This window comes from Pseudoalteromonas sp. NCIMB 1079 (assembly GCF_040567695.1).
GTDB lineage: Bacteria > Pseudomonadota > Gammaproteobacteria > Enterobacterales > Alteromonadaceae > Pseudoalteromonas > Pseudoalteromonas distincta.
The window spans coordinates 112,876-134,559 of record NZ_JBEWZA010000001.1; the positions used below are offsets into that span (position 1 = coordinate 112,876).

General features: G+C 39.4%; 16 protein-coding genes and 1 pseudogene. 8 read left to right on the forward strand and 9 right to left on the reverse strand.

Annotated features, from left to right (window positions below):
- The first annotated feature begins 4 nt into the window (after window positions 1-4).
- Both ridA and ABX891_RS00530 read left to right on the forward strand, forming a co-directional pair.
- Window positions 5-397, forward strand: coding sequence for a deaminase RidA (gene ridA, locus ABX891_RS00525; protein ID WP_002958826.1), 393 nt, complete (start codon window positions 5-7; stop codon window positions 395-397).
- 151 nt (window positions 398-548) lie between these two features.
- Entirely contained in the window at window positions 549-2,156 is a 1,608-nt protein-coding gene (locus ABX891_RS00530; protein ID WP_354628715.1) for a flagellar assembly protein A, read from the forward strand.
- Window positions 2,157-2,195: 39 nt separating this feature from the next.
- Here the strand turns inward: ABX891_RS00530 and asnA are convergent, their stop codons facing one another.
- Entirely contained in the window at window positions 2,196-3,191 is a 996-nt protein-coding gene (asnA, locus tag ABX891_RS00535; protein ID WP_354628716.1) for an aspartate--ammonia ligase, read from the reverse strand.
- A gap of 197 nt (window positions 3,192-3,388) precedes the next feature.
- On the opposite strand from asnA, the gene asnC reads away from it, so the two are divergent.
- From asnC to recG, 3 genes are read left to right on the forward strand one after another with little or no spacing between them, the layout of a single operon-like run.
- Window positions 3,389-3,847, forward strand: coding sequence for a transcriptional regulator AsnC (gene asnC, locus ABX891_RS00540; RefSeq protein WP_002958822.1), 459 nt, complete (start codon window positions 3,389-3,391; stop codon window positions 3,845-3,847).
- A gap of 41 nt (window positions 3,848-3,888) precedes the next feature.
- Complete coding sequence (gene trmH / locus ABX891_RS00545; protein WP_007580009.1) at window positions 3,889-4,575, forward strand: tRNA (guanosine(18)-2'-O)-methyltransferase TrmH; 687 nt, start codon at window positions 3,889-3,891, stop codon at window positions 4,573-4,575.
- 58 nt (window positions 4,576-4,633) lie between these two features.
- Window positions 4,634-6,715: an ATP-dependent DNA helicase RecG gene (recG, locus tag ABX891_RS00550; protein WP_354628717.1), complete on the forward strand. Its 2,082-nt coding sequence runs from the start codon at window positions 4,634-4,636 to the stop codon at window positions 6,713-6,715.
- A gap of 160 nt (window positions 6,716-6,875) precedes the next feature.
- On the opposite strand, the pseudogene ABX891_RS00555 reads toward recG, so the two are convergent.
- Window positions 6,876-8,351: pseudogene (locus tag ABX891_RS00555) on the reverse strand (alpha-galactosidase).
- A gap of 217 nt (window positions 8,352-8,568) precedes the next feature.
- Window positions 8,569-9,513, reverse strand: coding sequence for an aldose epimerase family protein (locus ABX891_RS00560; protein WP_309168934.1), 945 nt, complete (start codon window positions 9,511-9,513; stop codon window positions 8,569-8,571).
- Between the two features lie 430 nt (window positions 9,514-9,943).
- Between ABX891_RS00560 and ABX891_RS00565 the strand changes: the two genes are divergently transcribed.
- Both ABX891_RS00565 and ABX891_RS00570 read left to right on the forward strand, forming a co-directional pair.
- On the forward strand, window positions 9,944-12,640 hold the full coding sequence (locus tag ABX891_RS00565) for a TonB-dependent receptor (protein ID WP_354628718.1): 2,697 nt from the start codon (window positions 9,944-9,946) through the stop codon (window positions 12,638-12,640).
- A 54-nt stretch (window positions 12,641-12,694) separates the two neighbouring features.
- Complete coding sequence (locus tag ABX891_RS00570; RefSeq protein ID WP_354628719.1) at window positions 12,695-13,579, forward strand: metallophosphoesterase; 885 nt, start codon at window positions 12,695-12,697, stop codon at window positions 13,577-13,579.
- Window positions 13,580-13,658: 79 nt separating this feature from the next.
- Here the strand turns inward: ABX891_RS00570 and ABX891_RS00575 are convergent, their stop codons facing one another.
- A complete protein-coding gene (locus ABX891_RS00575) occupies window positions 13,659-14,174 on the reverse strand; it encodes an RNA polymerase sigma factor (protein WP_354628720.1) in 516 nt (171 codons plus the stop codon).
- Between the two features lie 144 nt (window positions 14,175-14,318).
- Entirely contained in the window at window positions 14,319-14,717 is a 399-nt protein-coding gene (locus tag ABX891_RS00580; protein ID WP_024593444.1) for an acyl-CoA thioesterase, read from the reverse strand.
- A gap of 33 nt (window positions 14,718-14,750) precedes the next feature.
- Here ABX891_RS00580 and ABX891_RS00585 point away from each other — a divergent pair, with 33 nt between their 5' ends.
- The gene (locus ABX891_RS00585) at window positions 14,751-15,455 is read left to right on the forward strand and encodes a 2OG-Fe(II) oxygenase (protein ID WP_165743502.1); all 705 of its coding nucleotides are present in this window, start codon (window positions 14,751-14,753) and stop codon (window positions 15,453-15,455) included.
- Between the two features lie 20 nt (window positions 15,456-15,475).
- Here the strand turns inward: ABX891_RS00585 and ABX891_RS00590 are convergent, their stop codons facing one another.
- From ABX891_RS00590 to ABX891_RS00605, 4 genes are all read right to left on the reverse strand, one after another.
- Window positions 15,476-16,711, reverse strand: coding sequence for a cysteine desulfurase-like protein (locus ABX891_RS00590; protein WP_309167976.1), 1,236 nt, complete (start codon window positions 16,709-16,711; stop codon window positions 15,476-15,478).
- A gap of 11 nt (window positions 16,712-16,722) precedes the next feature.
- Window positions 16,723-17,355: a 2OG-Fe dioxygenase family protein gene (locus ABX891_RS00595; RefSeq protein ID WP_002958808.1), complete on the reverse strand. Its 633-nt coding sequence runs from the start codon at window positions 17,353-17,355 to the stop codon at window positions 16,723-16,725.
- Between the two features lie 201 nt (window positions 17,356-17,556).
- Window positions 17,557-20,154 (reverse strand): bifunctional aconitate hydratase 2/2-methylisocitrate dehydratase, encoded by a 2,598-nt coding sequence (gene acnB / locus ABX891_RS00600; RefSeq protein WP_002958806.1) that lies wholly within the window; start codon window positions 20,152-20,154, stop codon window positions 17,557-17,559.
- Between the two features lie 292 nt (window positions 20,155-20,446).
- Window positions 20,447-21,511: an OmpA family protein gene (locus ABX891_RS00605; RefSeq protein ID WP_011326901.1), complete on the reverse strand. Its 1,065-nt coding sequence runs from the start codon at window positions 21,509-21,511 to the stop codon at window positions 20,447-20,449.
- Between the last annotated feature and the right edge of the window lie 173 nt (window positions 21,512-21,684).

A 21,684-nucleotide genomic window follows, 5' to 3' on the forward strand; every position in this document is an offset into this window, starting at 1 on the left:
ACACATGAATAAAGCATTTATCTCTACCGACAAAGCACCTGCTGCCATTGGCACTTACAGCCAAGCAGTTAAAGTAGGCACCGCTGTTTATTTATCTGGTCAAATTCCATTAGTGCCAGAAACGATGGAAATGATTTCAGAAGACTTTAGTGAGCAAACGCATCAGGTATTTAAAAATATCACTGCGGTATGTGAAGAAGCTGGCGGGCAAATTCAAGATTTAGTGAAAATAAATATTTATCTAACTGATTTATCTAACTTCGCCACTGTAAATGAAGTAATGAGCCAATACTTTAAGCAACCTTACCCAGCAAGAGCTGCATTAGGTGTTCGTGCACTACCAAAAGGTGCACAAGTTGAAATAGATGGAATAATGGAACTTCCTTCTACCAATTAAGTATTACAGGCTATAGAGCCTCTCTATAGCCTTTCTTTCCCTCTTAGCACTTCGTTCTCTGTGACCTCTTGACTCAAATGTAAATTTCTAGCAATCTGTAGTTGTGTTTTAAAAAACAAACTTAACTTAAGTAGTAAAAAAGGATTAACTCGTGTTTAAGCTTGCCAACAATGGAAATGTTTTACTTGATGTAAAAGAACATATTCCTCCCAGCGCTGCATTTATTTTAGAGGCTCTCGAAAAGTCAGCTTTTTGCGACTGCAAAATAGATCATGACGCTATTAATGATTTTTTTAAAAACGAAAACACACAACACACCCTGGTTGTAGCAACAAAACACAATGCCACTTTAAATGTAACAATCAGCGACGATAAAATGCTGGCCATTGGCGAGCTAACCCTTGCCCAAGGCGGAAAATTATTAAGTTTAGAAGATGCAAAAAAACAACTCGTTAAAGCAGGAATTGTGCGTGGCTATAAGCAAGCATTTTTAGAGTTGCTACTGCAAAAACAGTTTGAGCATACAGCGGGTTCTGTCGTTAAGGGAGTATTAGCTAAAGGCAGACTACCAAGTGATGGTTTGGCCACTAAACTAATAACAACCGTAGAGACTTTAAAAGACCGTTTAAAAACCCCCAAGCTCAAAGAAGATGGCAGCGTGGATATGCGCGACTTTGGCAAGCTTGCAAGCGTAGAGCCAGGCTCTGTGCTTATTCGCCAACAACCAGCAACCCCTGGTAAAGAAGGCTTCACCGTAATAGGTGACATACTGCCCGCAAAACCCGGAGAAAATAAACAACTAGTGGCAGGCGAAGGCACCGAAATATCAAAGCTGAATCCGCTTGAACTAGTCTCTACTATTGCAGGTGTTCCGGTTGAAATTAATAATGGTATGCGTGTCGACGATATTTTTACCATTTCAGATGTAAACGTAAAAAGCGGCCACATTGACTTTCAAGGCAGTGTTATTGTTACCCGCAATATAGACCCTGGAATGAAAGTAACAGCCAAAGGCGATATTACTATATTTGGCACGGTTGAATCAGGAGAGCTTACCGCAGGCGGAAACATCACCGTTAAACAAGGCATTATTGGCCATCAAAAAGCCGACGAACAATCACTGTCTTGTAAGCTTATTGCACGAGGTGATATTCACGTCTCTCATTCACAGTATTGCTACCTAGAAGCAAATAATATTTTTATTGATCGCCAAACAAGCCACTGTGTAATGAAAGCTAAACGCTTACTGCAAGTTGGTCAATCCGACTTACCCAAGGGTAAAATATTTGGTGGCGAAATACTTGATGCAACGACCCTCATTGCTGGCGAAATAGGGAATGAATCAGGCGCTAAAATGATTATTAACCTAGCGGCTTCTGGCGCCGAAATAACCGCTGATACTGATAATTGCTTTAAAGACTTAGCTAAAACAAATGCACAGCTAGACACGTTGCAAGCAGCACTAGAAAAAACTGATTTAGTGAAAGATACCGAAAAGAAAAAACTATTAATTACTAAAATTGGTGCTACTCAAAAGCATTATTGTGAGCAGGCAGAGCAATTAGAAAAACGTCTTTCAAACTTAGATCACGACTTACACGATTTACTTAACGACGCTAATTTAGCGGTAAATTCTGTTTTGCATTCAGGTGTAGAGATTCATATTTTTGATAAAGTACTTAAAACAATCCGCAATTACCCTCCGTGCAACGTTAAACTTTTGAATAACAAAATTGAAATAGAGTTCAAAACAAGCTAATAACTGAGTGCTCTATTGAGCACTCAAATTTATTCACATTTAAAGTAAACCGCTTACCTCAGCATGTGTTTGCTGCGGCCATACACCCACTTGTACTTGGCCAATATGCTGCTTTTGTAGCAAGAGCATAGCCAAGCGAGACTGCCCTATTCCACCGCCAATTGTTTGCGGAAATTTACTTTGTAGTAGCGCTTTGTGCCAATCAAACTCTAAGCGGTCTTCATCTCCAGTAACCCTTAACTGCGCTTTTAAAACTTCAGGACTTACGCGTATACCCATTGATGAAATTTCAAAAGCGTCTTCAAGTACTGGATTCCATACTAAAATATCACCATTTAAACCCGTGTATTGCTCGCATGTCGGCGTAGACCAATCATCGTAATCTGGGGCTCTTACATCATGGATTTTGCCATCACCAAGCGCGCCACCAATACCAATTAAAAATACAGCACCATATTCTTGTGCAATGGCTTTTTCGCGTTGTTTAGCGCTAAAGTCAGGGTACATTTTACGTAGCTCTTCACTGTGCACAAACTTAATGTCGTCCGGTAAAAAAGGCGTCAAACCATAAGACTCACTTACAAAAGCTTCCGTCTCTTTTATCCCTTTATAAATAGATTGAACAGTTTGCTTTAGTGTTGCCAGCGAACGCTCTGTGGTTTCGTTAATTACTTTTTCCCAATCCCATTGATCAACATATACAGAATGAATAGGACTTAATGAATCTTCATCTGGGCGCAAAGCTTTCATTTGAGTGTAAATACCCTCACCAACACCAAAGCCATAAGTTGCGAGTGTTTTACGTTTCCACTTAGCTAATGAATGCACCACTTCGTAGCGACTATCTGTAATCGCTTTTACATTTACAGCAACTGCGTTTTCATGGCCGCTTAAGTTATCTTGCGTGCCGTCACCTACTTTAGCCAAAATAGGGGCTTGAACCTCAACCAGCCCAAGTTGGGTTTCTAGTTGCTGTGAAAAAAAATGCTTAACTTTACTTATTTGCTGCTGTTGCTGCACATAGTGTGAACTCATAATAATTGGCCTCATTCCCAGTTATTGTTGCTTGCTTAATTGATAAAAAGCGCCCTAATGAGCGCATTTAATGAGGTTAATGTAACGATTTGATTAATTAATTCAATATCCCACAATAAAAATAGCTTAAAGATATTAAAACCATCAATTAAGTGGTATAAAAATCATATATTCGATAATTTTATAAGAAAAATATAATGGAAAATTATTTAATCGATAATCTCGATAAACAGATACTTCATGCATTAATGGCAAATGCCCGTACTGCGTACGCCGAATTAGCAAAAAGATTTAATGTAAGCGCAGGGACGATTCACGTAAGAATTGAAAAAATGAAGCAAGCAGGGATCATTACAGGCACCCAATTAACGATTAATACTAAACAGCTAGGCTACGATGTGTGTTGCTTTATAGGTATTAATTTAAATAACGCACGTGATTACCCACAAACACTTATAAAGCTAGAAGCATTGGAGGAAGTGGTAGAGGCTTATTACACAACAGGTAACTACAGTATATTTATAAAGGTAATGACAAAGTCCATTGATCACTTACAAGATGTGCTGATTAATAAGATACAAGCAATAGAAGCCATTCAATCAACAGAAACACTGATTTCTCTACAAAATCCAATTAGCCGTACGGTAATGCCTTAACTGCAAAAATCTCGTATAATTGCTGAAAAAAGAGGATAACCATGCAGCAAACTCGCTACCAAAGAATCGAAGACGTACTTTCGCGCCGTCAAACAGACTTAACCGTGTGCTTAGAAGACGTGCACAAACACCATAACTTATCTGCAATAGTACGAAGTGCTGATGCGGTTGGTTGTCATCACGTACATGCTGTATGGCCTGAAAAGCAAAAATGGCTAACAAATAATACCTCAGGTGGCAGTAAAAACTGGCTAGAGACGCACTTACATAGAAATATTGATGATGCAGTTACTGCAATGCGTGAACGCAATCCAGAAATACAAATATTAGCGACTCACTTATCAGAAGATGCCGTTGATTTTAGAGAAGTAGATTACACCAAGCCAACGGCTATTATTGTTGGACAAGAAAAAACGGGGATCTCAGAAAAAGCCCTAGAATATGCCGATCAAAATATTATTATTCCAATGCAAGGCATGGTGCAATCGCTAAATGTTTCAGTTGCTGCTGCGCTAATATTGTTTGAAGCACAGCGCCAACGCGAGCTGGCTGGTTTATATAATAGAGATATGTTGAGCGCCGAAGTTAAACATCCACTTTACTTTGAAGGCTGCCACCCTATTATCGCAAGGCAGTGTAAACAAAAAAAATTACCCTACCCCGCACTTGATGAAAACGGCGAAATAGTCGCTGACGAGCAATTTTGGCAAGCTTTAAAACATACTTGATGGACTAAAGCTCTGTAAGTACACTTAACTTATTCACAAATAATAAGATTGATATAATTTGTCTAAACCTAGCTTAAATCAATACCCAATTACAGAGCTCAAAGGGGTCGGCCCAAAAATGGCTGAGCGTTTGTTAAAGCTAGGTATTTTAACTGTGCAAGATATGCTTTTTCATTTGCCACTTCGCTATGAAGATCGCACTCGCTTATACGCGATTAATGAGTTGTCACTACATAGCCACGTGAGTGTTGAAGCAACAATTGAAACAAGCCAAATCACGTTTGGAAAAAGACGCATGCTTGTTTGCCAAATCAATGATGGTACTGGCAGGCTTACACTACGATTTTTCAATTTTACCGCTGCACAAAAAAATGCCTTTAGCGCTGGTAAAATAATACGTTGTTTTGGTGAAGTGCGCCGCGGCCGTGTTGGCTTTGAAATGAGTCATCCTGAATACAGCATCAGCGATACCTCTAACGAGCAGCCGGTAGCGACGACATTAACGCCCGTTTATTCAACAACCGAAGGCCTAAAGCAGCTATCGATTAGAGCTTTAAGCGAGCAGGCTATTGATTTACTGCATAAATACTCAGTAGAAGAACTACTGCCTTCACAGTGGCAGCCATCAAATATGCCGCTAAGTGACGCCTTATTATTACTGCACCGCCCACCAAATGATGTTGATGTAACTGCATTAGAGCAAGGTACTCACCCTGCTCAACAGCGCCTTGTATTTGAGGAGTTACTAGCTCAAAACCTCAGCTTATTAAAAGTACGAGAGCAAGGGCAACAGGTTAAAGCTGTGGCATTAAATCCGGTAAACACATTAGAAAGCCAATTTTTAGAGCAACTTCCTTTTGCACCCACAAATGCACAAAGCCGCGTAGTTGCTGAAATTAAAGGTGACATGCAACACGCGTATCCCATGATGCGTTTAGTACAAGGCGATGTAGGCTCAGGTAAAACTCTAGTAGCAGCACTTAGTGCACTAACAGCCATTGCGCAGGGCTTTCAAGTCGCTTTAATGGCTCCTACTGAAATTTTATCAGAGCAACATGGCGTTAATTTTACAACATGGTTTAATCAACTAGGTATAACAGTTGCTTGGCTTGGCGGTAAAACAAAAGGCAAAGAGCGCGTAGCAACACTTGAAAAAATAGCCTCCGGTGAAGCGCAAATGATTGTAGGTACTCACGCTTTATTTCAAGATGAAGTTAAGTTTAATAACTTAGTGCTTATAGTTATTGATGAACAACACCGCTTTGGTGTCCACCAGCGTTTATCACTGCGCGAAAAAGGTAAATTTGGTGATTGTTACCCTCATCAACTAGTCATGACCGCAACACCTATCCCGCGTACACTCGCTATGACCGCCTATGCCGACTTAGAAACCTCTGTGATTGATGAGCTGCCACCTGGGCGTACGCCAATCACAACAGTAGCACTTCCTGATACTCGCAGAGACGATATTATTGCCCGCGTTAAATTAGCGTGTAACGAGCAAGGCCGCCAAGTTTATTGGGTGTGTACACTTATTGATGAATCTGAAGTACTGCAATGCCAAGCAGCGGAGGACAGCGCACTACAATTAAAAGAAGCACTACCAGAGCTAACCGTAGGTTTAGTACATGGCCGCATGAAGTCAGCTGAAAAACAAGCCATTATGAGTGAGTTTAAAGCAGGTAATATACATGTTTTAGTGGCTACAACCGTTATTGAAGTTGGTGTTGATGTACCTAATGCGAGCTTAATCATTATAGAAAACCCCGAGCGCTTGGGATTAGCACAGCTGCATCAGTTACGTGGACGCGTTGGCCGTGGCGCTACGGCATCGCATTGTGTGCTTTTATATCACGCACCGCTGTCTCACACCGCTCAAAAGCGATTAGGAGTACTACGCGATAGTAACGATGGTTTTGTGATAGCAGAGCGCGATTTAGAAATTCGTGGCCCAGGTGAAGTCCTTGGGACAAAACAAACGGGTTTAGCCGAATTTAAAATTGCCGATCTTACCCGTGATAAGCACATACTTAATCAAGTAAGGCCAATTGCACAGCAAATGCTTAAGCAACACCCAGAGGTTGTTGACCCACTAATTCAACGTTGGTTGGGTAACAAGCAAAATTACGCGCAAGCGTAACCACTTTATTTTCGATACTTTTGAGTTTACTAAGTTAATTTACTAAATTAGCTTACTAAGGGTATAAAAAAGCCAGCCCTAAACAATATAGATCTGACTACTGATATCTCAATAGAGCAGCATAAAAGCGATTTTCGCCCTTTACTGCTCTTAGTTAAATTTAAGCTTTGTTAAGCTCAAATATAAGCGATGTTTGCGGGAATGAAATTGGCATTTGTAAACCAAACTGCATTAACGCTTCACCGGTAAATGTTTGACCATTTACCGCAGCAATAGAAGATGGACGATACTCTTCAAATTTTACCGGCCACACTAAATTAAGTGTGTACTGCGCATCAGCATCTAGGCCAACAAAACGAAGCTTATTAGGCGCTGTACGCGGTGTTTCGCGAACGCTGTTATAGGCAAATAACGCTTTTGTTTTTTGCGCATCGATTAAACCAAAGTTAATAGATAAATCGTCGCTATCAAGGCGGTATAAATCGGCGCTATGAATAAAGTCACGATGCTCTTTATGCAAGGCAATAGCCGCTTTAAGTGCGCTGTACTCGTGATCGTTCAGCTCACGTGGGTCCATTTAGATTCCCATATGACCAAACATTGATACCGCAGCACGCATTTCAATACTTACATTACGCCCTGTAATATGGCAATCACGCGGTCCTACATGTGCACCCATTACCGACGATGGGAAAAAGAACGAACATCCACGTTGTATTTCAAGACGATCGAGCGCATCGTTAGAATCTGATGTCCATACACGGTCTGTGTGTGCAAGTACGCCGTAATCTACACGTGCACCACCTGACGAACAGCTTTCTATTTCAAGACCAGGGTGCGCCGCTTTAATACAGTCAATTAAACGATAAAGTGCCAATGTTTGCTGATGCACAGCAGGCTTGCCATCAAAATTACCCGCATGGTTAATATCGCGGTTCATGTCCCATTTAATGTACTTAATAGTTGGGTATTCAACTAAAATATCGTCAATCGCTTTATATAGGTACTCAACAACCTCAGAGCGCGTTAAATCAAGTACTAGCTGATTTCTAAAGCTTAACTGCTCGTTATTTTCTGAGCCTAAAACATGTAAACCGCCAAAATCAAAAGGACGTGCTGTAGTTACGTTAACCGTACCACCAATGCCGCCTTCTTGAAGCATTGCTGTATTACTTTTATAAATATCAGCACCGGTGATTTGATCTGCCGCTAATACATCAAAATTGAATTCACGACCTGCACTGTCTGTCGCAATTTGACGACCATTAACAAGTACAGTATTAAATTGTGGACCAAAACCACGAATAGTTACCGCTTGGCCTTCACCACCACTACGGTCAATTGCTACACCTGTAATACGTTACAGAGACTCTGCTACGTTTAAATCAGGAAATTTACCAAGATCTTCTGCTTTAATCCCGTCTGTAACAACATTAGATGCTTTTTTATCTAACATTGATGAACGTAAGCTGCTGCGGATACCCGTTACTGCGATAACTTCAACATCTTCATTTACTACTGTAGGCGTATTGCCTTCAGCGCCTTGAGCTGCAACGCTTCCGCTTGCCAATATACCAGTGATAGCAATACTGAGCGCGGTTTTCTTGTTGAACGATAACTTATTGTTAATTATCATTTTTTAAAAACTCCTGATTGTGTGTAGTCGTTGTGCCGTTGTGGTAGTGCATATAGTTTCAAATACTATTTATATTATAAATACTTTAAACCAGCAAAAAGTGCAACCTTTTCCTGAATTATGGATAGCATTTAATCACTATATTTTTGCTTTTAATTTTCTTTAAATTAACATTAGAATACTGTATTCACTTAGAAAAAGAGTAAATAATAACCTGTTAGTAATCCTCTCCCGGCAATAAATTAGCTTTTGGAAAATTTTCACGATTTGGCGCATCTGGCCAATTTTGCGCTTCAAAACACAAAGCTTGCCGTGCTTTAAAAGGCGCACCTACAAAGTTAGCGGTGTATAACTGCATACCAGGTTGAGTGCTCTTAAGGGTTAAATTAACCTTCGTGTGTGGCGAAGTTAATGTAGCCATCGTCTTTAAACTGCTGTCATCATTAAAAATATAGCAGTGATCAAAGCCATTTCCAGCTTCTAGTTGAGGATGAACGGCGCTTAATGCCTTACCAACTTGAGCTGGCTTAGTAAAGTCAAAGCAGGTACCGCAAACTAAAGCGGGTTCATTAAGTGGAATACTTGTTGTATTGATAGGAAGGTAACGATCGGTATTAATTTGAACAAGATGCTCATTAATTGATTCACTGCCATCAAGATTAAAGTAGCAATGGTTAGTAAAGTTAACGAGCGTTTCTTTATTCGTTATCGCTTTAAAGTGCAGAGTAAGCTCGCCGTTTTTAGCGCTAATCGTTTGCCAAACCTGCAACTCCCCAGGAAAACCTTGTTCGCCGTCGGGCGAGCAATAATAAAGCTCAACTTCACTTTCAGTTTGTTTACTTACTTGCCAAAGTACTTTATTAAAGCCTTTAACGCCGCCGTGCAGGCTATTAGGACCGTTATTCGCCTCTAGTTGATACTGCGTACCAGATAAGCTAAAACGCCCCTTTGCAATGCGATTAGCGTATCGACCTACTGTAGCACCTAAGTAAAATGGATTTTCAAGATAGTATTGAGGGTCATCGACGCTAAGGGTCATTTCTTGTTTTTTAAATTTAATACTTTTTATTATTGCGCCAAATGGCAAAATTTCAGCTGTTAAATTTTCACCATCACTGAGCTGAATAACTTGTAAAGGTTGGTTATTGCCAATAGATGTCACACGCATTCTCCAATCAAATTACCGAATTAACATTTCCTGTTATAACGGCGCAACAATATATAATATAAATAATATATAATTGAGGCCTGTAACTCAATCTAAATGCGTTAAAAAATCACGACAAAAATTTACAGCTGCCATTATTTATTTACACAAGGCGAGTAAATTAAATACTTATTTTTTAATCCTCTAAAAATCACACCTAATTAACTAACACGTAAAAATAAACAAAAAGATCAATATAATTAAATATTTAAGAACACCCAACCAATCGGCATATGTTAAAGTTTTATTAAAACACTCTTTTATTTGGAAAATTTTCAGTCTTACTTTGTTTAGTTGATGTCTGCACCATTTAATCCAGCTTAATCGCTGCGCGTGCACTTTGTTTTTAGTATTTATAAACATTAACTGAGAGAAGAAAGGAATTATGATCCCATTTAAACTTAATAAACTGAGCATATTAGTTAGCGCTGTATCTGGCACATTCATATTAGCAAGCAGCCCTATACATGCAGCTCAAAGTGATAAAGTTCAGCAGGAAATGGAAGCGATCACGGTAACAGGCTACCGTTCTAACCTAGTCCGTAGTAAGGAACTCAAAAAAAATGCCATTGGCTCGCAAGACAGCATATTAGCTGAAGACATTGGCGAATTCCCTGATGCCAACTTAGCTGAGTCATTACAGCGTGTACCAGGTGTATCTATTTCGCGTGACTCAGGTGAGGGTCGTCAAATATCGCTACGTGGCTTGGGTCCTAATTTTACACGCACACGCTTAAATGGCATGGAAGCACTTTTTACAAGCGATTCAGGTATTGACCAACGTGGTGGTGCATCTCGCTCTCGAGATTTTGATTTCAGTATTTTTGCCTCAGAACTATTTAATCGCGTAGATGTGTACAAATCGTATGATGCGTCATTAGATGAAGGGGGTATTGCCGGTACTGTTGATTTACATACTGCAAAACCTTTTGATAATTCTGAAGAAGGACTACAAGGTACTGTAAGTGTAAAAGGTATTTATAATGATAGAACAGAGCATTCAGACCCTCGCTTTGCTGGTTTGTTATCAAATACTTGGGGGAATTTTGGTGCGCTCGTATCGGTTGCTTATTCTGAAGTAGATACAATTGAAGAAGGCTATCATGTGTGGTCTTGGAAACAAGCGAGCTTTGGTGATGATAATGTTGCAGATTCAGTTGATGGCGATATCAAAAACCGTTTAGTTAACGCCACGGGCAATGACCGAGTGTTTGTATCTCGCGCTAATAATATTGCATCTTGGGCTAATACACGTAAACGTACCGGTATTACCGCTGCACTTCAGTGGCAACCTTCTGATGCAATGTCTTTTGATTTAGATATTTTATACGGAAAACTATCTAACGATCGCATTGAAAATCAATTATCAACAGCGGGCACAAACGCATTTACTGGCGATGTGACAGCAAATCAGTTACTCGTTGATGCAGCTATTGAAGGTGACGATTTAGTATACGCCTCATTTGAAGGTCTTGATTTACGTACCGAGTCAAAAGTAAGTTTTGGCGAAACTGATTTTCACCAAATATCACTCAGTGGTAATTTTGAACTAACCGATAAACTATACATGACAACCATGTTTGGTTTATCAAAATCTACTTTTGAGCAACCTATAAACGATAAAGTTTTTAGTGAATCTGTCGATCATGCGTTTTCTGTTGATTGGCGCAATGCTAAATATGGTCAAAATACTTACGACTTCGATATTACCGACATCGACCAGTGGGCATTAATGCGGACTGATGTCCGCGAAGATGAAATAAGCAATGAATATAACACGTATCAAGTTGATTTTAATTACGAACTCAATGATGTGCATTCATTTAAGTTTGGTCTTCAGTCTAAAAACTATCAATCAGATGGCTTTGAACGCAGAGACCGTGTCGATTGGGGAAATGACCCAAATTCACCTGAAGCTGTTTTTCAAATAACTAGTATTCCAACTTTGCATGACTATGTTATTGCAGATAACCAAGCTACTTTTGAGCGTGTTGTTGCGACAGGTTTAATTTCTCGCGAGTTAAACGCCTCTCATAATCGCCCTGGTACTGTATATCAAATTGAAGAAGATACTATTGGGGTTTATGCACAGTATGTATGGAACACCGAAATAAGCAACTTCCCAATTAGAGGTAATTTAGGCTTACGTTGGTACGAAACTGAACAAACATCGAGCGGGGAAGTTAATACTGGATCAGGTTTTGAGCAAATAGAATTTAGTAAAACCTATTCCGATTTACTACCAAGCTTAAATGTTGTTGCTGATATTTCTGATAATTGGTTAGTACGCTTTGGTGCAAATCGCAATATTTCTCGACCTAATTTAAATCAATTAAAAGCGGCTGGGCAAGTGGGTGTTGCAGATCAATTTATCAGTGCTGGTAACCCTAATTTAGAGCGTTTTGTCGCTGATTCATTCGAAACATCATTTGAGTTTTATGGTGATTCGTCAAGCTTGGCTATTGCATTATTCCATAAAGATATGGAGTCATTTATTGTCCAGCAATCAGTGACCCTACCTTATGAGCAAACGGGTTACCCTCTAGAGTTTTTAGATTTTGACCCGCGCGTAAATGCGCAATCTGAGTTTACCGTTTCACAACCTATAAATGGTGATTCTACAGATGTCACTGGTTTAGAAATTGCGTTTCAAATGGACTTTGATTTTTTACCAGAGCCATTCAATTACTTAGGAATGCTCGGTAATGTAACCATTGCTGATGGCGAAACTATTTTATTTAACGAAGGTGAGCGCATCAGCGTTACTCCTCCTGGCTTATCTGAATTGTCTCACAATTTTACCCTTTATTACGAAACGCCGCGTTGGGGCATGCGGGTATCGAGCTCTTATCGTGATGAATATATTACAGGGGAAGGCTCAGAGCAAAACATTGTTGCAGGATACGATGAAACAACGTTTGTTGATTTTAAATCGTTCATGAATATTACAGAGCAAGTAAAAATAACCTTTGAAGCAACAAATTTAACGGATGAAGTAATTCGCCAATTCCTTGATCACAGAACTCAATCTTACTCACAAAGTGGTCGTAACTTTGCGTTAGGTATGTCGTATAAATTTTAGCTCTCACTTCTAAACTGGCTGCTTTTGCAGCCAGTTACTTTAAGGAAAAAAGTTATGCAAAAATACACTGTTTCATTCCTCATTAATTTATTATTGCTTTTAGTTTGCTGCCCATCAATTGCTGCAAATGACTCATTTACTTTAGGTGTTATTGCCGATTGCCAATATGCAGAACAAGCCAATAAAGGTACTCGACACTATACATCTTGCCCTCAAAAGTTCAGCACTGCCGTTGAGCAATTTAATCAACTGCCTTTATCGGGTGTATTACATTTAGGCGACTTTATCGACCGTGAATTTAAAAGTTTTACTCCGTTAAATACAATATCGTCATCGCTTAACGCTCCCCTTTATCATGTATTAGGAAATCATGAGTTTTCGGTAGATGATAAGTTTAAAATGCACATAACTAACACATTAAATATGCCCGCGCGGTACTACAACTTTGAAGTAAACGGCTGGCTTTTTATTGCTTTAGATGGCAACGATGTGAGCACTTACGCATGGCCTAAAAATAGTAAAAAACATCAACAAAATATGGCCTTGTTTAACTCTCAATATAAAGGGCATGAAGATTGGAATGGCGCAATTGGTACAAAACAACTTAAGTGGTTAGAAGAAAAACTAAAAGTAGCGCAAGTAAAAGAGCAACCTGTTGTGCTACTGAGCCATTTCCCTATTTTTCCTGAGAACAACCATAACCTTTGGAACGCGCAAGAAGTGCTAGCCCTTATTAGCCAGTATTCAGCCGTAAAAGCATGGTTTAATGGTCATAACCATGTAGGTAATTACGCAAAAAAAGACGGTATTCACTTTGTGACTTTTCATGCAATGCTTGATACCGACACAACTGCATTTAGCACTCTTGAATTTTCGCCAACCCAACTTAAAATTAATGGTCAAGGGAGACAGCCTTCAATGATTCTTCCCATTAAATAGCCGTAATAACACTAAGATAACCTATAACTTTATATAATAACGCGCACAAGGTAGGAATTAGCGTGACTATGGAACTTAGTTACGCATTTCTAGCACTTATATAACTATGCAATTGCTCAATAGCACTTTGTATTTGGCGGCTTATATCGCCTAGGCTAAACCCTGTTGCCACTTTAATTTGTTGATATGTTTCACCATGAATACGACTACGTACTATAAGGTCTCGCTGCTTAGCTGTAAGCGTATTCATCGCATCTGAAATATATTCAATTCGTAAATTCATGCTACATAGATCCTCAGGGCTACCTTGTGTACATAGTAGTTCATCAATATTATCGAGGGTGTCGTCTGACAAATACTGGGGATTTTTAAAACGAGAACGATAATTTAAACCAATGTTAATAGCTGAACGAAGCAGATAAGCTTTCGGAAACTCTATTTTATCAATATGCTGGTGCGACAACATATTACTAAATGCCTCCTGCACTAAATCTTCATGATCGCTAAGGCTTGCCCCAAAAAAATCACGGACTCTACGGTTTAGTTCACTATTGTGCTCGGTATATAATTTTTCAAAAAATGATTCGACAATCATAAAATTGCTTTAACAACCTCTTAGTTCAAAAAGTAAAAACAACTGTATTAGTCGTTATATTTAAGAGGATTAATCTAGCATTCAATTATGCTAAGAATATGACAAACCAAGCGTTTGTCACTAAAAGGTCATTTATTAGCTAAGTTATGACTCAGCAGTAATGTGCTCGTTAAGCGCTGCTTTTTCGTCAATGCTAAGCGCTTGCTTTGATTTAGCAATAAAGTCGTATCTCACCATCACAGCTTTGCCTATTGCGCAGCATTTATCGTGTTGCCATGCTTCTTGCCTAAGCGTAAAAGAACTAGTCCCTATATGCTCTACAGAGGTTTTAACTGTCACTTCGTGGCCATAAAATAATTCGCCTACAAACGACACTTCAACTTTGGCGATAATCAATTTCCAATCATGTGGATTTAAGTCCGGTGTAAAAAACTTAAAAATAGGTCCACGCGCGACTTCAAACCATACAGGGAGTACGGTATTGTTAATGTGTCCGAGTGCATCTGTTTCGCTAAAGCGCGGCATCACTTTTTCAATAAACATAAAAATCCAATAATAATTATATAAAGGTAAACCATGACGGACTTTATACGCGTTATTGATAACGCATTAAGCGATGAGTTTTGCGATGAATTTATTTCCACATTCGCGCAAAGCCCGCATGTAAGACAAGGGGTAACATCGGGCGGTGTCGACTTAAAGAAAAAAGACAGCCACGACCTACACTTAAATAATCACCCCGAATATGCACAACAATTAAAACATATACAACAAACGACTGCACAGCATGTTTTTAAGTATGTTGAAGAGCATATTTTTATGATGATTGGGGCATTTGGCTTAAAGGTTTATCATCCAAAAACAGGTGATGTAGTCGATTTAACCCAAGAGAATTTTGAAGAAGTGGGTAAACCGCAGTTACCCGTTTTAGTTCAGCAAATTTTTAGACTCGGTAACATTCAAGCGCAAAAATACGAAGTAAACAAAGGTGGCTACCCTTACTGGCACAGTGAAGTTTATCCGCAGCTACAGCACAATGAAGCTTTGCATCGCGTGTTGTTATTTATGTTTTACTTAAACGATGTAGAAGAAGGTGGTGAAACAGAGTTTTATTATCAAAACCGTAAAATCGCCCCTAAAAAAGGCACTATGGTAATAGCACCTGGCTACTTTACACATACTCATAGAGGCAATAAGCCAGTATCAAACGATAAGTATATTTTAACCTCGTGGGTATTGTTTAACCGTGCAGAACAAATATATGGTGCGCCTAAGAGTTAGCGCACCAAAATCAGTATTATTTAACCGAGCAGTTCATCAAATAAATTAAACAACTGATCTAGCTCTTCAATGGTGTTGTAGTGCATACAACCAATGCGCACTACGCCGCCTTTATCAAGCACATCTAATTGCTTGCACAACCCTTGCGCGTAAAAATTACCATCCCACACGCAAATATGCTGCTTACCTAGAAATTCTGAAACGGCGCGTGGCTCAAGCCCTTCAAAAATTAAAGCAAAAGTAGGTGTACGCTCATTAAGGCGATCAAAATCATCAATACCAAATAACTTAATACGTGGATAATTAACTAAGCGCGTTAAAAAGTGTTCGCTAAGCGCCATTTCGTGCTGCTTAGTTTTAGCAAAAGCAACGCTTAACTTTTCGCGGCGTGAATGGCTATCGTCAAGTTCGCTAATCGCTGCAATGTAATCAACAGCAGCGATAAAACCAGCCATTGCTTCAAAGCTTTGCGTGCCGGTTTCCCAGCGACCTGGTGCTACGTCTTTAGCTGGCTCAACTTTATAAGGTGTAAACCCGTCTAAATGTTCTTTTTTACCGTAAACCATACCTAAATGCGGGCCAAAAAACTTATACGCAGAGCACGCTAAGAAGTCGCAATCAAGTGATTGCACGTCAACAAGTTCATGCGGTGCATAATGTACGGCATCAACATAAACAAGTGCGCCTACAGCGTGAGCAAGCTCAACAATACGTTTAATATTGTTAATTGAACCTGTGGTATTTGAAGCGTAAGTGACCGCTACAAGCTTAGTGTTGCTGTTTAATAGGCTTTCAAATTGCACCATATCTAAGCTGCAATCAGCTTCGTTAATTAAAGCCGTATTAACTTTAACGCCTTTATCTTCTGCAGCTTGTTGCCACGACGATACATTCGAGAAGTGATCGGCATTGGTTACAATTATTTCATCGCCAGCCTGCCAGTCGCGTGAAATTGCACGACTAAAACTAAACGTAAGGCTGGTCATGTTTGGACCAAACACAATTTGTTGTGAGCTAGGTGCATTTAGTAAATCAGCTGCAGCTTGGCGCGCATTCGCCATCAACTCAACCGTTTTATCACTTGAAAAAAACGCGCCACCTAAGTTCGAATTATAATGACCTAAATAAGCAGTCATCGCAGTAAGCACCGATGTTGGTACCTGCGAGCCACCTGGTCCGTCTAAAAATATTGGCGATTTACCATCAACGTTCTGCATTAATGCTGGAAACTGCTCACGTAATTGCGTTATGTTCATGCCTAACTTCCTTAAGACGTTAATACAAAACAATCCAGGTAACCTGGTTTGCTAGCATCAATTTTGTTCATAGGTGTTGCGTTATGCCACACTTGACGGTCGTTTATTAATGCAAACATGCCGTCTTTTATTTCCATTTTAAAACAAGGCTCAGCTTGCTTGTTTTCGTATACAAGCAGTTCGCCACCTTCTAAATTCTCGTGAGAAACACCGCATATACATACATGGTCAAAACCATCTTGATGCACGCCTTCTGGCGCTGCAGGTGTATCGCTATCGATGGCAAGCATACGGAACTGATGAATTTCAATATCACGCTGCTCATCAATACCGGTAAGTTGGCGAAACTCATTTACAATGCTTTTCATGCCCTCTGACTCAAGTAAACTTTGCTCTAAATTTTCGTAAGTACGCTCTACATTACCTTGAAAAGTATTAATTGAATCATCTTGAACAAATGCTTTGGCTTGCTGTAGCTTTATTTCACCATTTTGCATTTTTACTACTGAATAACGACGTTTACGAAAGGCACCATCTGCATAAAGGTTTGCAGGAAGGTTATCAAAAGAAGGTTTAACCAAATCAATATTTGCTTGGTTAACAAAACGTAGTTGCAATAAATTCTGGTTGTTTAATGCTGTCATAAAATCTCGCCTAAAATAATGAGAATATTGATAAGGATTTTAATGCATTTTGATAGGAATTTTTGCGCGATTAATTACTTTAAAAGCAATTTAAGACTAGAGTTAATACAATAATACAAAAAAAGAAGCATGAACTATCTAATATTTGTTTTAACCAATAAAAAAACCCGCCGAAGCGGGTTTTTAAACAAACTCTAAAAGTTATACAGCTTGTTGAATAATCACGTTGTCTGCTTTTTTAGTGTAAGCAGGCATACGGTGGAAGTTTAAGTAACGGTAAGTATCTGCAGCCGTTGCATTAATCTTCGCTGCGTATTCTTGGTACTCAGCTGGAGTAGGTAGTTTACCTAAAATAGCCGCTACTGCAGCAAGTTCTGCTGAAGCTAAGAATACGTTCGCGCCATTACCTAAACGGTTAGGGAAGTTACGTGTAGAGGTAGACACAACCGTTGCTTTGTCTGCAACACGTGCTTGGTTACCCATACATAGTGAACAACCTGGAGTTTCGATACGTGCACCTACACGACCAAAGATACCGTAGTAACCTTCGTCTGTAAGCTGATCTTTATCCATCTTAGTTGGCGGGGCAACCCAAAGCTGAGTTGGGATACGACCTTTAAAGCCATCTAGTAACTTACCTGCTGCGCGGAAGTGACCGATGTTAGTCATACAAGAACCGATGAATACTTCGTCGATTTTCTCGCCAGTAACATCAGACAATAAACGTGCATCATCTGGGTCATTTGGAGCACAAAGGATTGGCTCTTTAATGTCTGCTAAATCGATTTCAAGTACATGTTTGTACTCTGCATCAGCGTCAGCTTCCATTAGTTCTGGGTTAGCTAACCAATCTTGCATTGCAGTAATACGACGCTCAATAGTACGTACATCGCCGTAACCTTCAGAGATCATCCATTTAAGCATAACAATGTTTGATTCTAGGTATTCTGCGATAGACTCTTTAGAAAGTTTAACCGCACAACCTGCTGCAGAACGCTCTGCAGATGCATCTGATAGTTCAAACGCTTGCTCAACAGTTAGGTGTTCAACGCCTTCAATTTCTAGTACACGACCAGAGAATTCGTTAATTTTACCTTTTTTCTCAACTGTTAATAAACCTTCTTTAATACCGAAGTAAGGGATTGCATGTACAAGGTCACGTAAAGTGATACCTGGTTGCATTTCACCTTTAAAGCGAACCAAAATTGACTCAGGCATATCAAGAGGCATAACACCTGTAGCTGCTGCGAATGCTACTGCACCCGAACCTGCTGGGAATGAAATACCTAATGGGAAACGTGTATGTGAATCACCACCAGTACCTACAGTATCTGGTAATAACATACGGTTTAACCATGAGTGAATTACACCATCACCTGGGCGAAGTGACACACCGCCACGGTTCATGATGAAATCAGGAAGCGTATGGTGAGTGTTTACATCGATTGGTTTAGGGTAAGCCGACGTATGACAGAAAGACTGCATTGTTAAATCTGCAGAAAAACCTAAACATGCTAAGTCTTTAAGTTCGTCACGTGTCATAGGACCTGTTGTATCTTGCGAGCCAACAGTTGTCATTTTAGGTTCACAGTATTGGCCTGGGCGAATACCTGGAACGTTACACGCTTTACCAACCATTTTTTGCGCTAGTGTGAAGCCTTTTTCAGAAACTTCTGTCACTGTTGGTACTTTAAATACATCAGTTGGACCTAGGCCAAGTGATGTACGTGCTTTATCAGTTAAACCACGACCAATGATAAGTGGTATACGACCACCAGCACGAACTTCATCTAAAATTACATCAGATTTAAGTTCAAAAGTTGAGATTACTTTGTCAGTACCGTGGCTCTTAACAACACCTTCGTACGGGTAAATATCGATTTGCTCACCCATGTTAAGCTCATCAACATTTAATTCGATTGGTAATGCACCTGAATCTTCCATTGTATTGAAGAAGATTGGAGCAATTTTATTACCTAGACATACACCGCCAACACGCTTGTTTGGTACGAATGGGATATCATCGCCCATGAACCAAAGTACAGAGTTAGTTGCAGACTTACGAGAAGAACCAGTACCAACAACGTCACCTACATATGCAAGTGGTAAGCCTTTAGTTTTTAATTCTTCAAGCTGAGAGATTGGACCTACTTCGCCTGGCTTGTCTGGTGTAATTCCATCACGTTCAATTTTTAGCATTGCTAAAGCATGAAGTGGGATATCTGGACGAGACCATGCATCTGGTGCTGGTGATAAGTCATCAGTATTTGTCTCGCCAGTTACTTTAAATACAGTAACTGAGATCTTTTCAGCAACAGCTGGCTTATTAGTAAACCACTGCGCATTTGCCCAAGACTCAATAATTTGCTTAGCGAATGTATTACCCGCTTTTGCTTTTTCTTCAACATCGTAGAACGCATCAAACATAAGTAATGTATTTGAAAGGCCTTTAACTACGATTGGTGCAAGTGTTTCGTCATCAAGTAGGTCAATCATTGGCGCGATATTGTAACCGCCCAGCATTGTACCTAATAATTCTGCCGCTTTTTCTTTAGAAACAAGTGGAGAATTAGCTTCACCTTTAGCTACAGCTGCTAAAAATCCCGCTTTAATATAAGCAGCATCATCAACACCAGCTGGTATACGCTGAATGAACAAATCTAAAATGAATTCTTCTTCACCTGCAGGTGGGTTTTTTATTAATTCAATAAGATCAGCAGTTTGCTGAGCATCTAATGGCGCTGGTACGATACCTAACGCGGCACGTTCTTCTACGTGTTTACGATATTCTTGTAGCACAATATTGCCCTCTTGGTGACGTGAAAGTATCCGGTAGCGCTTTGGGCGCAAATAAGTTACCCAATACTTATAGTATTCTAACGCGTAATTATAAAGCTTTTATGGATAGATGAAAATCCATCCAGTTGCGCAACTGATTATACCGATTATAAATACTATGAATAGTGGTTGTGGTAAAAACTATTTTCATGAATACTTGTTAAGTAAGAATCATTACCATTAACTAATATTATTTTATTACAGGCATAAAAAAACCCAGCACTTGGCTGGGTTTTTATTACAAACTACTTAATTAACGTAAAACTTTAACGTTTTTAATCGTTTTGATATGCGCTTCTACACGACGGTTTTCTTCGTGTGCTGCTTTAGTGTTCGCTTCATTTTTAAGACGCTCTTCACCTAAACCAACTGTAGTAATACGGTCTTCTGCTACGCCATCAGCTACTAATTTTTTAGCTACTGCGTCAGCACGTTTTTTAGATAACCACTTGTTGTAAGATGCTTTACCTACAGAAGAAGTATGACCTTCTAAAAGAACAGTTGTATCTGGGTACTCTTTTAAGAACTCAGCTACTTTATCGATATCGTTTAAGTACTGTGTAGATACTGCAGATGTATTATTAGGGAAAGTCACTAATAAGCTTACAGTTACTTCTTTATCTTCGTATAAAGTACAACCTGTGCCATCAACTGCATCTGTCATTGGTGTGTTAGGACACTGATCATCTGCATCTGGAATGTTATCGTTGTCGCTATCTACTGGTGCAACTTCAACAATTACTGGCTCTGGAGCTGGTTGAACTGGCTCTTCTGCTACTGAACTTTGACCAAATAAGTAGTTAATACCTAGTTTAGCGTTCACATCGGTATAACCACGGTCAAGACCTTGATAAACAGATGTTTCTGCGTTAACAAATAAGCCGTCTGTAATGAAGTGTTGGTAACCAACACCTGCGTTTAAGAAAGTATTATCTGTTGCTACTTTTACTTCTTTAATACCAAATAAACCATAGAAAGGACCGCCACCAAAGTGGTAAAGTGCATCAACACCAAAACGCTCGCCGTCTACGTCGTTACGATTACCATTAGGAATCGGATTTTTAAGAAATGCATTAAAGTCCATATCTGCATACTCAAGACGTGCACTCCAGTAATCACTGAAACGGTAGCCAACTTCAGCACCCCAACTTGCAGATTCATTAACTTCCAAGTTTTGGTGCATGTTTAAGTTTTTCCAAGATGCATCGTAATAGTCACCGAACACACCAATGTAAAAACCTTCAGTTTTTTCTGCTGCAAATGCCGATGCGCTAGTTGCAGCTAACGCGATTGCGATTGTAAGTGATTTTAATTTCATTGTTTTCTTCCCATTTTAACAATTAAAAAATATAGCTAATTCGTTCTAGCTCAACCAGTTTTATATAGACTAACTGAGCCTTTGTTAATCAATACTTAACGAAAAATAAAGTTTATTACTTTTTTCTATGCCTTGTCACAACACACATCCACTTACTATAGGCGAAATTAAAA